This is a genomic window from Pseudoalteromonas sp. PS1M3, from assembly GCF_016865405.1.
In the GTDB taxonomy this organism is placed as follows: Bacteria; Pseudomonadota; Gammaproteobacteria; order Enterobacterales; family Alteromonadaceae; genus Pseudoalteromonas; species Pseudoalteromonas marina.
The window spans coordinates 170942-185117 of sequence record NZ_AP022625.1; the positions used below are offsets into that span (position 1 = coordinate 170942).

Below are 14176 nucleotides of genomic sequence, written 5' to 3' on the forward strand. Positions count from 1 at the left end.
TAATATTCAGTATAGTGAACTTAATTACTCATTTTAAAAGTTACCTTAACCTAATGATTAAAAAATTAATTTTATTATGCGCCTTAAGCATGCCATTGGCAGCGTGTGCTGACGATGTTGCGCCATTTTCAGGTGAGATAAGCGCGCAGGCTTTACTAAACGATTACGATAAGTTTAGCGAGCAATACAAAGCATTCACGCCAACAGCACAAGACATTGCGTTAATGCAAAAGCTAGAAGGTAAAGAGCTAATTGTATTATTTGGTACTTGGTGTCACGACAGCCACCGCGAAGTACCTAAACTCATTAAGCTTCTTGAACAGTCAAAAGTTGAACTGGCAAGTGTTAACTATGTGGCTGTGGGTTTCAACAAGCGAGACGATGCAGGTGTTGCTGAGGCACATGATTTAAAATACACCCCTACATTTATTGTTAAACAAAATGGTAAAGAGTTGGTGCGTGTGATTGAAAAACCAACGGGGTCATTGGCAGAAGATTTAACACAGGGTTTGTAAGGGTTATGTGAGAATCATCCCGCAATTTTATTTATAGTTAAAATGGATATTTATGAAGTGTAAAAAGTGTAAAGCAGGGATTACTTCACCTGTAGTTAAAACGACAAATCTTAACGAGACTCCAATCGCGTCATCATCTTGCCCTGTGTGCGGTGAAAATTTAGATGGTTCAAAAAGATATTGGGTTTTATTAATTATTTTAATTATTGGTATTGGTTTAGCATCAAAGTATTTGTCTTGAGCCTGGTTATATTACTCACACATGTGAATGAGCAAGACTTTAGTTTTGATTATTAGTCTTTTACTTAAAAGTTATGTGGCTTATGAAATTAATGCGATCTGAAAAAGTTCAATTGTGGTTTTTGATAAATGCCAACAAATTGTTTGTAGCTGCAGCTGCTTTTGGCGTTATTTTTGTCTTGATTTGGGGGGATGCTTCTCAATGGGAATACGAAGAAGATAAAAATCACTACAGCGCTTTTTTTTCATCTATTGATAGCCGAATTAGTTTTGTAAACTATGGCTATTCAGGTACCAGTATAAGAGTTGTTTTGAATTTTGATGCCGAAGGGCTCATTCCGGATGACATTAAAAGCATAACTCCAAAGTATAAATATTTAATTCTTGAACGCATTTGTAATGATTTAGAAAGTTTGGAACTTTTAGAAAGCGGCTACTATTTTGATGTGGATTTAAGGGATATCAGTTCTGAACACATGTTTAAAAATTATTTTAATTTAATAGTGAAGCATGAGAGGTGTGTCACCTAACGCAATTGAGTTTTAACTTAGCTAATAGGCATTAGAAAGACTAAAGAGCTTTTCATATGTTAAACTTTATAAGTTTTCTACAGGTGCCTTACCGCACATAAATTGTGATCACTATTTACTATTCACTATTCACTATTCACTAAACAGGCTTTTTTCGAACGCTTGGGCAGCATGCGAGGATGGCCTGTCTTTATAATGCAGTTGATGAAGAGGCCGAGAGAGTTGCTCGTTATTTTTTTGGCTCAGGCGTGTTAATTTACCTAGCTGCACTAAATCCTCAGTAACTACATTTGGCAATAAAGCGACTCCCATACCTTGCGCAACGGCCCTTGCAATGGCTTCGTTGCTGCCTAATTGCATACTGCGCTCAGCTTGCACGCCATGCTCTGCTAATAACTTTACAGACATTTCTAACGTGCCCGAGCCTGGCTCGCGTAATAACCAAAACTGCTCGTTTAACCATGCGTTTAAGTCTTTAGCGGGCTTAAAGTTACTTGGTATAACCACACTCATTAAATCGTTTTGCCAGTGCTTACTTATTATATGCGGCTCGGTAGGTGTGCCTTCAACCAGTGCTAAATCGATAGTGCATTCAAGTAATGCGTGCTCAATTTGCGCGGTATTAGCCACTTGTACTTCTACTTTTATGTGTGGGTACTGCGCACAAAATTTGGCTAAGTAGGGCGGTAGCCAATAACTGGCAATGGTGGTGCTGGTGCCTATAACTAATGTACCGCGCTTAAGCCCTGTGCGCGATTTTATATCGTCAATGGCGGCTTTTTCGATAGCAAAAATACTGCGGGCGTGATCATACAAAGCTTGACCGCCTTCGCTTAAGGTGAGCTTTTTACCCTTAGATGCGCGCTCAATAAGTTGCATATTTAACTGATGCTCTAGCTCTTTTAGCGCCTTAGAAACAGCGGGCTGGCTTATAAAAAGCGCTTCGGCTGCGCCTGAAAAGCTACCCAATTTAGCCACTGTATAAAACACCCTAAGTGCATGTAAGTTCATTAAACAACCTTAAATTGTATAACTCTAAATTGTATAACCTTAAGTTATAAAATCATGATTTTAATATATTGGAGTTATATTTTGAGCTTTCTTACAATTAAGTCAACACATCAATATGGTTTAAGTGAGGGAATATTATGCTTAGCGCTATTAAAAATGGGTTTCAGCCTTTGGTTATTAATACTAAGCAATACGGCGATACGCGCTGGTGGTTAGGTATGCTGCTGGTGGTTGTGTTAGCGGGGGCATCTGTTGCATTAAGTAAGTTACCTATAATGCAAAGTGCGCAATTTAGCTCGTTAACAATTGGTATTGTGCTTGGCATTATTGTGAGCAACAGCGTTTTTGCGCACATTGCTACGCGTACAGATGTAGGCGTTGATTACGCTAAAAGTATATTACTTAAAGCGGGCGTTATTTTATTTGGGTTTAGGATTACTTTTGCACAAGTAGCGGGTGTAGGCTGGCATGGCCTATTAACCGATATAGTAATGCTGTTAGGTACATTTATTTTGGCAGTGCAGCTAGGCAAGCGCGTTTTTAAGCTTGATGAACAAACAACCATACTAATAGGTGCGGGTAGCTCTATTTGTGGCGCTGCAGCGGTAATGGCAACAGAGCCGGTTATAAAAGCTCAGGCACATAAAGTATCGGTAGCGGTGGCAACGGTTGTGGTGTTTGGCACGTTAAGTATGTTTGCCTACCCTATTATGCTTGAGTACATGGGGCTGAGTGAGCACGCATATGGTATTTTTGTTGGTTCAACCATTCATGAAGTCGCGCAAGTGGTAGCAGCAGGGACTGCGGTAAGTGCCAATGCAGCCGACACCGCAGTGATAGAAAAAATGCTACGCGTAATGATGCTTGCGCCATTTTTAGTAGGCTTATCGTTTTGGCAAAGTAAAAAGCATGCAAACATAAACGCACAGGGCGGCGAGCAAAAATCAAGAATTACAATCCCTTGGTTTGCGGTTTTGTTTATAGTGGCAAGCGGGATACATTCGATATCGGTTATTCCGCAAGGTACTACAAACGCCATTGTATGGTTTGACAATATACTACTTACCATTGCCATGGTCGCACTTGGGCTGCGTACACATGTTGGCGCTATTCGCCAAGCCGGTATAAAACCGCTGTTATTAGCTGGCTGCTTATTTTTGTTTTTAACCTTAGGTGGCTTTTCCATTAATGTAGGCATTGCTCAGCTGTTTTAAATATAACTAGGTGGAGGTAGATTGGCTTAAATAGGCCAATCTACTTCGTTTAAGTGATCGAGCTGTGCATCTGGGCTTTGATTGCCTCCCCATTTTTTGGTGTAAATGGATTTAGGGTCAAACTGCTGTGTTTGCTTTTCAATATTGAAGTGCCGCCCGCCACGTGGGTCAACGCCTACTCCCGCTATGTACTGCCAGTTGCCCCAATTGGCTGCTACGTCATGATCAATTAGCTGCTGCTCAAAATAAGCTGCGCCGTAACGCCAATCGAGTGCCAGCTCGTTAACTAAGCAGCTTGCCACAATTTGCCTTGAGCGGTTTGTTATAAAACCGGTGGCATTGAGCTCTTTCATGATGGCATTAACCAAGGGGTAAGGCGTTGTGCCTTGGCACCAAGCAGCAAAACGGTTTGGCATAAACGTAGTAAGTGGCTTAGTTTGCTTTTGCCCCTTAAAACTAAACAAGCTGCTTTGTACATTTAGCGCGTGCCATTTAAAGTATTCGCGCCACAGTAGTTCAAACTTAATCCAATAGGTTGAATCGTTAGCGGTATATGTTTGTTCGTATTGCTCAACCGCATTGTATATTTGTTTTGCGCTAATACACCCAAAAGCAAGCCATGGGCTAAATTTAGTGGTGTTGTCAAAGCCGTCAAGCGCGTTGCGAGTTATTTTGTAAGTGCTAGGTAATTCGCCTGCAAAGTATTGTTCACAGTGTTTTTGTGCGCTTGTTAAGCCGCCATGCATTGAGTTGTTAACTGCTTTTGGTAACTCAATTGGGTTTTTAGCGCACAGCGTAATAGGTTTAGGCAATAGCTCGGTTGTAATGTGCGACAGTGTGATTGGTATGTTGGCAGCTTCAACCTTCTTTTTAAATGGGGTAAAGCTTTTGGGTAAATCTGTTAAGTTAAATGGCAGGTCGTTTTGCTGATACAAGGTATCCTGCAGGGTACCGGTAAACTGGGTTTCAGGACAATGAGCTTTTAATAAATTAATTTCGCGTTGTTCGTACACACCAAATTGCTCACTGTAAACCACTTCATCAATGTGTTGCTCTTTAATACGTTGCTTTAAAACACTAACTGGTTCGCCTTCTAGCACGTGCAGAGTTTGGCCACACGCAATTAATGCTTGCTGTAACTCATAAAGGCTTTGCATTAAAAAGGTGTACTTGTTTTCACCATACTGCTTTTGCTGATAATTCGTGTTTTTAAACCAGTTGGGGTTAATTACAAACACCACGTCTAGTGCGCATTGCTGTAGTGCAAGTTTGCTAAAAATTGGGTTGTCGTTTAGGCGTAAATCGTTTTGTAGCCAATATAAAATGCGTTTGCTCATACTTTTGCTCTGGTTTTGTAGATGTTGTATTTACGAAACAAAAGTAGCTGAGGATTAGTTAATCGTGTTTTTAATCGAGTAAATTTATAAATACGTGCAAGGTTGCGATTTGAGAAGAGGCGATAGAGTAACCGCCTCTTATTTTATTAAAGTACGGTTTTACTTTGTCATTTTTTGTTTTGCTATCCAATCGTTTATAACGTCTTCAAGAACAGCCATTGGCAGGGAGCCTTGGCCAATAACGGTATCGTGGAAGCTGCGTATATCAAATTGTGGGCCTAGTTCTTTTTCGGCTTTTGCGCGCAGTTCGCGTATTTTTATTTCGCCCATTTTGTAAGAGAGCGCTTGGCCTGGCCATGAAATATAACGGTCTATTTGATCTTCCACGGCGCTTTGTGGCAACGCTGTGTGGCTTGCTAGGTAGTCAATTGCTTTTTGGCGGCTCCAGCCAAACGCATGAATACCGGTATCAACCACTAAGCGCACTGCACGCCACATTTCGTAACCTAAACGGCCAAAATCGCTGTAAGGGCTTTGATAAAAACCCGCTTCTTTACCTAAACGTTCTGTATAAAGTGCCCAACCTTCGCCAAATGCAGAGTGGCTGAGTGTGCGTCTAAATTCGGGTACATTTAGCTCCATAGCAATGGCGTTTTGTAAATGGTGCCCGGGTATGGCTTCGTGCAGACTAAGTGCTTCTAAATTATATAAAGGCTGCAGTTTAGGGGTTGAGGCTAAAAAGTAAGTGCCTGGCGAGCGGTTATCTGGCGGTGGCATATAAAACGCGCCACGACTTGCTGAGCCTTTAATAGTAAAGGTGTTACGCGGTAAGTGGCCAAAGTAAGTAGGCAATTTGCCATACATTTTCTGCGTAATAAAGGCTGTTTTTTCAAGCAGGTCTTGCGCGTCTTTTGCGTAAAATTGCTCATCGGTTGCTAAAAATTCTAAAAACTCACTATAGGTGCCATCAAATTCTACTTCATCAATAATGGCTTGCATTTGCGCCTTAATACGCGCGACTTCTTTTAGGCCTAACTCATGTATTTGTTTAGGTGTAGCGTTAGTTGTGGTGTAGTAATTAACGGTGTATTTGTAATAATCAAGCCCGCCTTCAACGCTTGCAATGCCCGGCTTCGCTCTACAGTGTGACATGTAATCATTTTTAAAAAAGTCATAAAAATGCTGATAGGCAGGAATTACTTTTTCTTCAATTAACGCTTGTGCTTTTTGTTTTAAACTCGCTTTTTGCGCTGCACTAAATGTATTAGGTATACGCGTGAAGGGCTCGTAAAGGGCGCTTTTTTCGGGGTTTTTAACTAAATGCGCGCTAATGCTTTGGCTGTAATTTTCAAAGGTTTTACAGTAATGAGTAAAGCCTGTTTTTATACCTTCTTTCATTAAATCAATATTTTGCTGATTAAAGCGCGGGTAGTCGGCAAGGCTGATTAAAAATGCGTTGTAATCATCCGCTGTTAAAAAAGCCATGTTAGCGGGTGCTTCTGCAAAGTAAGTATGCCAGCCACTTAAAAAATTAACCGGAAAATACTTATCTTGATAAAGGTAGCTTTGCTGCTCGGTTTCGCGCTCATATTTAAATAAGCGATAGTTCATTAGTTGCTCGTTATTGAGCGTTTTTGGGTCAATGTTGGCTAAGCTTTTTAGTACGCTGTTGTTATAAGTTTGGCGATTAGCAATGGCTTGCTCGCTCCAGTTTGGTAATGTGCCGTTTGGTTTCCAACCGTCAGGGTCGGTTCGAAAAAATATTTTTTCAACTTTGGCATTTTGCCAGTGGTTATCAATAATGGTTTTTAAATCGCTGTTGCTGTCGGCAAGGCTTGGTAGCGAGGTGGTTGCTAAGCAAATAGCTAAAATACGTTTTTTAAACATAGTGATCCGTTATTGGCGAGTTAGTCGCGCTTTTTTATTTTAATTTGTGCTCAATATAGTACCAAGTTAACTTAATCAATGCGCTTACTTTTACCCTTATGTATTTATCGGTTGTATTTTAAGATTGAGCAAATTTCACTACATAACTTACAGCAGCTCTAGTTTATTGTTTTATCAGCGTTTAGAATGATTAAAACTTATTATAAAAAATGACCGTCATGTTTAATAAAGTAATCGCCTTGATTGATGAAGCAAACAACCAAGACCCAAATAGTGAGCAATTTAATGGGCAAAGCGTGCCCAAAGAAAGCCTTTATGCTACTCGAATGAGCGACATGCTTAGCCGTTTTAACCCCGATGCTGGCGAGCTTATGCAAATTGCAGTGCGTGGGCAGCATATACAACGCTGGAAGTCGCCGCGTAGTGACTTTGAAATGAACAAGCAAGGCTATCATCAATGGCGCAGTGCACTTTATATATTTCATGCAAGTAGTGTTGTTGCGCTTATGAAGCAAGCTGGTTACGGCGAAGCTGAGCAAAACAGAGTGTACGATGCGGTGGCTAAAAAAAATATTAAACGTAACCCAGACAGCCAATTAGTAGAAGACGTAGCAAGCCTCGTATTTATTGAGCATTACATGTTGGGGTTTGCTAATAGTAAGCCTGATTACGATGAGCAAAAATGGATAGGGATTATTCGCCGTACATGGCAAAAAATGTCAGATGACGCGCATGAGTTTGTACTTGCAGGTAATATTACATTGCCAGCGCCGCTTGTTGGGCTTATCGATAAAGCGCTTGAGTAAAAGAACATAAATAAAAAGGAATTTTAAATGTATTGTCCTCGTAGTAATACGCCACTTGAACCTTTACTTGTTGGCGGCATTACTGTTTTTACGTCAGCGCAAGGTGGCGTGTTTTTTGATAACAGCCAAATTTTTAAGTTTAGCTCGCCTGAGTTAAAGCATGGTCAGGTTTTACTTAAACACTTAAGTAACTATACCGAAAATGAAGGCGATGTTTCAATGCGAGTAAATTGCCCAAAATGCAAAAGCATTGTAATGATGCGTAGGTATTTTTCACCGCTAAAAGCAGTTGAAATAGATGAATGCCCAAACTGTGCGGGAATATGGCTTGATAGCGGCGAGCTTGCAAAAATACACGAAAACCACCTAACCCCCAAAGAACGAAAACTGTTAGTGCACGAAATGTCCACCAATCATGGGTTTATAACTATTAAACCGCCTGCTTCTAGGTTTATGCCAACTAATAAAAATAAAAGTGCGCACGAAACCACGGTTGAGAACTTAGTGCGCTTAGCTTTACTTAGCTTGTAACGTTTAATAATGTATTAAAACAAAAACGGCGTACTAAAAAGTACGCCGTTTTTTGTAATAAATTAACGCTTATGCCGTTTATTTATTACGGTTTTCTTTTGCAAAAGCACGTATTTTACGTTTTTGCGAAAGCGTTACTTTATTAGTACGCCCTGCAAATGGGTTATCACCTTCTCTAAATTCAATTTTGATTGGGGTGCCCATAATTTTAAGTGCTTTACGGTAGTAGTTCATTAGGTAGCGCTTGTAGCTATCTGGTAAATCATGAACTTGGTTACCGTGAATTACAATACGCGGCGGGTTATAACCACCGGCATGCGCGTATTTAAGCTTAACACGACGACCACGAACAAGAGGCGGCTGGTGATCGGCCTGTGCCATGTCCATAATACGGCGTAGCATTGCAGTACTTATACGTTTAGTTGCTGACTCGTACGCTTCATCAACGGATTCAAATAAGTGGCCAACACCTGTACCATGAAGTGCAGATATAAAGTGCAAGCGTGCAAAGTCAATAAAGCCTAAACGACGGTCAAGCTCGGTTTTAATACGATCTTTAACGTAGTCATCAAGCCCATCCCATTTGTTCACGGCAATAACCAATGAACGACCTGAGTTAAGCGCAAAACCTAATAAACTTAAGTCTTGATCAGAAATACCATCGCGCGCATCTACAACTAGTAAAACAACATTACAATCTTCAATAGCCTGCAGTGTTTTAATAACTGAAAACTTTTCTACTACGTCGCTTACTTTTTTACGTTTACGTACACCGGCTGTATCGATTAACACGTACTCTTTTTCGTTACGTGTCATAGGGATATAGATAGAGTCGCGCGTTGTACCTGGCATATCGTACACAATTACACGTTCTTCACCTAGTATACGGTTTGTAAGTGTTGACTTACCTACATTGGGACGACCAATAATTGCAAGCTTTACCGGCTTATCTGCAAATGCTTGGTGGTCGGTATCATCGCCTTCACCTTCTTCGTAAAGGTCTATTAGCTCTTCATCGTCATCGGCTACGTCTTCATCTTGTGCTGCTAGTTCGGCAATCACAGGTTGAAGTGTGTGCTCAAGTAAAAGTGTAATACCACGACCATGCGCTGCTGCTATGTGATGAATTTCACCCAGTGATAGCTGGTAAAATTCAGCACAGTTTGAATCAGCGTCTATGCCATCGGTTTTATTGGCAACAACAAAACATTTTTTGTCTTGCTTGCGAAGATGATTGGCAATAGCTTGGTCGGCAACGGTCATACCTACGCGTGCGTCTACTAAAAACAGTACGATGTCGGCTTCTTCAATAGCAAGTAGCGATTGGTCAGCCATTTCGATCTCGATGCCTTCTTCTGTGCCATCAATACCGCCCGTGTCCACCACGATAAATTCATAGCCATCGTAATTAGCTTGGCCATATTTTCTATCTCGTGTTAAACCTGGAAAATCGGCTACGAGTGCATCACGAGTACGTGTTAAACGGTTAAATAATGTGGATTTGCCCACATTGGGTCGCCCAACTAGAGCGATCACGGGAAGCATAAACTACCTCTTTAAAAAACAACAAAAGGCTTCGCAGAGCGAAGCCTTACAAAAAACCTTTAAGTGTTAGCTAGTTAGTTTGGTATTGTTACCGCACTTACTTCACCGTCACGGGTGTATAATATCAGTTTGTCGTCGGCAACAACAGGTTCAACAAAGAAGCCTGAGCTGTCAAAGTCTTCACGAGATACAAGCTCACCAGTGTCTTTGTTTAGCCAATGTAGGTTACCTTCCTGGTCGCCTAAGGCTAAATAGTTACCTGTAACAGCAGGACCTGTTAAGTACCAACCACGAAGTGCGGGTTGGCTCCAACGTTCAATACCTGAATTTTTATCTAATGCATAAACAACGCCGTTGCTGTCTACTACATAAATACTTTGCGCATCCATCGAAATTTCGCGATAGCTACTGTATTCGCGCTTCCAAACAACATTACCAGAGCGAATATCTACTGCAGCTAAGTTGCCGTTATATGCAATTGCATAAGCGTATGGGCCGCTAATGAGTGGCTGTGTGTCTACATCAACTAGGCGTTCAAATTCTGAGGCACCCTTTGCAGCTGCAATTTCTGCACTCCAAGCTGAGTAACCACTTTCTGAAATTAATACGCTTAATTTACCTGTTTCAAGGCCAACTAAAACACCACCATTGGCAACAGTGGGTGCACTTTGTCCGCGTAATGTAAGCGCAGGCACTTCTTGCTCAAAGCTCCAACGCTCTTCACCAGTATCTGGATGAAGGGCCAGTAATTTACCCGAGCCTAAGTTTACAAATATTAAGCCGTCGCCAGCTGCTGCTTTTGAAAGTGATTCACCAGGTACGTTTTTACGCCATACCTCTTCGCCGGTTTCGCGATCAAGTGCTACAACAAAGCCATGTTCAGAACCGATATACAGTTTACCATAAGCTTGTAATATACCACCTGATAATTTTGCTGAACCGTCGTCGCTCCAAGGCCAAAAAGAAGTGTCTTGGCGTACGTCGGTATCCCACTGTACATCGCCGTTAGCAAGCGATAACGCTTCTACTTGACCTTCGCGGTTAGCAACATAAACAGTGTCTTTGTAAACCGCAGGTGTTAAGCGAGAAAAATAATGCTCTACGCCGCTACCTACAGACTCTTGCCAAACAACATCAGTTTCAAACTGATTGACGATTTCTGGAAGGACTAGTTCGTCTTCTTCATCACTTGATGAACAACCCATTAGCGTTGCCATACATAGGGCAAGGGTTGCGGTCGTTAATTTTTTCATACCTAAAACCTTATGCCGCTGGGCTAGTTACTGCTAGGTCATCTAACTTAACTTGTAAAAGTGGGTTACCTGTTAACCCTCCTGCATCTACCGCGGCTTGATAAGCAGTACGTGCTTGCTCTTTATTACCTTGCTGAGCATAAATATCGCCTTTAAGCTCTGCAACGTTTGCATTAAATGCTTCAGGTAATGGTGCATTTAGTGTGCTTAAAGCATCGTCAAAATTAGTTTGTGCAATTTGAATACGCGCTAAACGTGTAATCGCAATTGCTTTTAATTCTGCATTATCAACGTTTGATACAATCCAGCTTAGCTTTTCGCTAGCAACATCTAATTTTTGTGCTTCTACCGCATCTTTAGCGGCAACAAACGCTGCAAGTGCAGCATAGTTCGTGTCTTTATTTTCACTGATAAAAGCATCAGCTGACGATAAAACATCATCACCTTCAACTAATTTAGTGTAAGAATCTGACGCTTGCTCAGCGGTTGTAATTTGGTTTTGGTTGTAAGCTTTCCAACCGTATAAGCCACCTAAGCCGACAATTACACCAAGTGCCAGTGAAAGACCGTTTTCACGGAAAAAGCGTTTAATTGCTTCTGCTTGTTCTTCTTCTGTTGAATGTATATCCATGATTACCTCTAATATCTGCTTAGCCGTTTATAAGCTCAGCTAGTAGCGCTTTAGCTTGTTCTAATTTTAATGTGACTTGTTCTTTACGCTCGCGTAAATACTTTATGGTCACAACGCCTTGCTCTAATTCATCTTCACCAATAATTACGGCAACAAGTGCATCGCTTTTATCGGCACGTTTTAATTGTTTTTTAAAGTTTCCGCCACCCGCGTGAACCATCACACGAAGGCCAGCCACATCACGGCGTAGTTCTGACGCGATAATTGGGGCTTGAATACTTGCTTTGTCGCCCATTGCCGCTAAATATACATCAGCATTACGACGAATGTCACCAACACATTCAAGTGCTTGGAGTAACAATACTAAGCGCTCTAGGCCCATTGCAAAGCCAACTGCTGGGGTTGCTTTTCCACCAAGTTGCTCTACTAAACCGTCGTAACGTCCACCTGCACACACAGTGCCTTGCGCGCCAAGGCTGTCGGTTACCCATTCAAATACTGTGCGGTTGTAATAGTCTAAACCGCGCACTAATTTTTCGTTAACCGTGTATGAGACGCCAGCTGCGTCTAAACGTTCACATAAATTTTCAAAATGTTCTTTTGATTCAGCATCTAAATGCTCAGATAATTTAGGCGCATCAACTAAGATTGCTTGAACGTCTGGATTTTTGCTATCAAGTACACGTAACGGGTTTGAATACATACGGCGTTTTGAGTCTTCATCAAGCACGTCGGTATGTTGTTCAAGGTAAGCAACAAGCGCATCTCGGTAATCGGCGCGCGCTTCGTTAGAACCTAAAGAGTTAAGCTCTAAACGTACGTGCTCGCTAATGCCGAACGCTTTCCATAATTGCGCTGTTAATAAAATAACTTCTGCGTCTATGTCGGCTGTGGCAATACCAAAGGTTTCTAAACCAAATTGGTGAAACTGACGATAACGACCTTTTTGCGGGCGTTCATGACGAAACATTGGGCCCATGTACCAAAGTCGTTGTTCTTGATTGTACAGTAAGCCATTTTGGTTGCCAGCACGTACACACACTGCGGTGCCTTCAGGGCGAAGTGTTAGCAAGTCGCCGTTACGATCAGCAAAGGTGTACATTTCTTTTTCTACTATATCGGTTACTTCACCAATAGAGCGTTTAAATAAATCGGTTGATTCTACAATAGGAAAACGAATTTCTTGATAACCGAACGATGCTACAGTCTCGCGTAAAATGTTTTCTACTTTCTGCCAAATTTGTGTATCGCCCGGCAGACAATCGTTCATACCGCGAACTGCCTGAATTTGTTTTGCCACTGATAAATCCTAATTACTGTTTATGTGTAATAAAAAAATGCTTACACAACGAGAATGCTAAAAATTGACCCAATATTATATACCCAAACGACCTCAAGATGCGAGCGTCGTTGGAATTAAAAGAAATTACCATTATTAAAAGTAATACTTTGATATAAAGCCCGATGAAGCGCTGAGCTCTGTATTTTTGAATGCTTGGGTAAATCTATTATAAAGGTCAACGCCAAACACGAGTGCTTGGCGATTTATACGTTATTTATTCGACTATTTTTACATCGATAGGGGTTTGGCTTTGTTTTTTATCTATGAAATCGCGAACGTAGCCCTCTAGTTGCTCAACAATATTGTTATTGTCGATACGGGCTTTTTGACGTTCACCATTAATATACAAACCAGAACGGCGATTTGCACCGGCAAGGCCAATATCACTGACGAGTGCTTCACCAGGGCCATTTACTACACAACCAATAACCGATACAGAAACCGGTTCGATTATATCTTCAAGGCGTTCTTCTAATTGGTTCATAGTGCTCACTACATCAAATTCTTGGCGTGAGCAACTAGGACAGGCAATAAAGTTAATACCACGAGAGCGAATGCGCAGTGATTTTAATATATCAAAGCCTACTTTTATTTCTTGTACCGGGTCGGCGGCGAGTGATACACGTAATGTATCGCCTATGCCTTCGGCAAGTAACATACCTAAGCCAACAGCCGATTTCACTGAACCTGAACGCATGCCGCCAGCTTCAGTGATACCCAAATGCAAAGGTTGGTCTATTTCTTTTGCAAGCAAGCGATATGCGCCTACAGCTAAAAATACGTCTGACGCTTTTACCGATATTTTAAATTGATCAAAATCAAGGCGACGTAATATATCAACATGGCGCATTGCTGATTCCAATAACGCCTCAGGTGTTGGTTCACCATATTTTTCCTGTAAATCGCGCTCAAGTGAGCCGCCATTAACGCCAATACGAATAGGAATGTTGTGCTCGCGAGCTGAATCAACAACAGCTCTAATGCGCTCTTCGCTTCCGATATTACCAGGGTTTATACGTAAGCAATCTACGCCATACTTTGCCACTTTTAGGGCTATGCGGTAATCAAAATGAATGTCGGCAACAAGCGGAATACTGACTTGCTCTTTTATACTTTTAAACGCTTCAGCTGCGTCCATAGTCGGTACCGATACTCTTACTATGTCGGCGCCAGCATCTTGTATAGCTTGAATTTGTGCAACGGTTGCATCAACATCCATGGTGTCGGTATTAGTCATCGACTGCACGGCAATTGGAGCGCCGTCGCCAATAGGCACATTGCCTACATTAATACGGGTGGATTTTCTGCGTTTAATTGGTGATTCTGAAAACATA

The 14176-nt window shown here is 41.5% G+C and carries 13 protein-coding genes; 5 read left to right on the plus strand and 8 right to left on the minus strand.

Annotated features, from left to right (window positions below; all coding sequences use genetic code 11):
* Positions 1–53: 53 nt before the first annotated feature.
* Together PS1M3_RS17525 and PS1M3_RS17530 are read left to right on the plus strand one after the other, a co-directional pair.
* Positions 54–515, plus strand: a complete 462-nt coding sequence (locus PS1M3_RS17525; protein WP_033024905.1) for a thioredoxin family protein — start codon at positions 54–56, stop codon at positions 513–515.
* 323 nt (positions 516–838) lie between these two features.
* Positions 839–1285 (plus strand): hypothetical protein, encoded by a 447-nt coding sequence (locus PS1M3_RS17530; RefSeq protein WP_138740906.1) that lies wholly within the window; start codon positions 839–841, stop codon positions 1283–1285.
* 132 nt (positions 1286–1417) lie between these two features.
* On the opposite strand, the gene PS1M3_RS17535 is transcribed toward PS1M3_RS17530, so the two are convergent.
* Positions 1418–2296: a LysR family transcriptional regulator gene (locus PS1M3_RS17535; RefSeq protein ID WP_008126578.1), complete on the minus strand. Its 879-nt coding sequence runs from the start codon at positions 2294–2296 to the stop codon at positions 1418–1420.
* Positions 2297–2433: 137 nt separating this feature from the next.
* Here PS1M3_RS17535 and PS1M3_RS17540 point away from each other — a divergent pair, with 137 nt between their 5' ends.
* Complete coding sequence (locus PS1M3_RS17540; protein ID WP_008126579.1) at positions 2434–3510, plus strand: YeiH family protein; 1077 nt, start codon at positions 2434–2436, stop codon at positions 3508–3510.
* A gap of 26 nt (positions 3511–3536) precedes the next feature.
* Here PS1M3_RS17540 and PS1M3_RS17545 read toward each other — a convergent pair whose 3' ends face one another.
* Both PS1M3_RS17545 and PS1M3_RS17550 read right to left on the minus strand, forming a co-directional pair.
* Positions 3537–4847: a DASH family cryptochrome gene (locus PS1M3_RS17545; protein ID WP_008126580.1), complete on the minus strand. Its 1311-nt coding sequence runs from the start codon at positions 4845–4847 to the stop codon at positions 3537–3539.
* 159 nt (positions 4848–5006) lie between these two features.
* Positions 5007–6734 (minus strand): DUF885 family protein, encoded by a 1728-nt coding sequence (locus tag PS1M3_RS17550; protein ID WP_008126582.1) that lies wholly within the window; start codon positions 6732–6734, stop codon positions 5007–5009.
* Between the two features lie 218 nt (positions 6735–6952).
* Between PS1M3_RS17550 and PS1M3_RS17555 the strand changes: the two genes are divergently transcribed.
* On the plus strand, positions 6953–7540 hold the full coding sequence (locus PS1M3_RS17555; protein ID WP_008126583.1) for a DUF4202 domain-containing protein: 588 nt from the start codon (positions 6953–6955) through the stop codon (positions 7538–7540).
* Between the two features lie 27 nt (positions 7541–7567).
* On the plus strand, positions 7568–8071 hold the full coding sequence (locus PS1M3_RS17560) for a zf-TFIIB domain-containing protein (protein WP_203987856.1): 504 nt from the start codon (positions 7568–7570) through the stop codon (positions 8069–8071).
* Positions 8072–8149: 78 nt separating this feature from the next.
* Here PS1M3_RS17560 and der read toward each other — a convergent pair whose 3' ends face one another.
* The 5 genes from der to ispG all read right to left on the minus strand — a co-directional run bounded on the left by der (position 8150) and on the right by ispG (position 14175).
* Positions 8150–9616 (minus strand): ribosome biogenesis GTPase Der, encoded by a 1467-nt coding sequence (gene der / locus PS1M3_RS17565; protein ID WP_010556037.1) that lies wholly within the window; start codon positions 9614–9616, stop codon positions 8150–8152.
* A gap of 74 nt (positions 9617–9690) precedes the next feature.
* Entirely contained in the window at positions 9691–10869 is a 1179-nt protein-coding gene (gene bamB / locus PS1M3_RS17570; protein ID WP_008126586.1) for an outer membrane protein assembly factor BamB, read from the minus strand.
* A 10-nt stretch (positions 10870–10879) separates the two neighbouring features.
* Positions 10880–11500, minus strand: coding sequence for a tetratricopeptide repeat protein (locus tag PS1M3_RS17575; RefSeq protein WP_006793569.1), 621 nt, complete (start codon positions 11498–11500; stop codon positions 10880–10882).
* A 19-nt stretch (positions 11501–11519) separates the two neighbouring features.
* Complete coding sequence (gene hisS / locus PS1M3_RS17580) at positions 11520–12800, minus strand: histidine--tRNA ligase (RefSeq protein ID WP_008126587.1); 1281 nt, start codon at positions 12798–12800, stop codon at positions 11520–11522.
* A 256-nt stretch (positions 12801–13056) separates the two neighbouring features.
* Positions 13057–14175 carry a flavodoxin-dependent (E)-4-hydroxy-3-methylbut-2-enyl-diphosphate synthase gene (ispG, locus tag PS1M3_RS17585; RefSeq protein ID WP_006793571.1) on the minus strand — a complete coding sequence of 373 codons (1119 nt, stop codon included), beginning with the start codon at positions 14173–14175 and terminating at the stop codon, positions 13057–13059.
* Position 14176 lies beyond the last annotated feature (1 nt).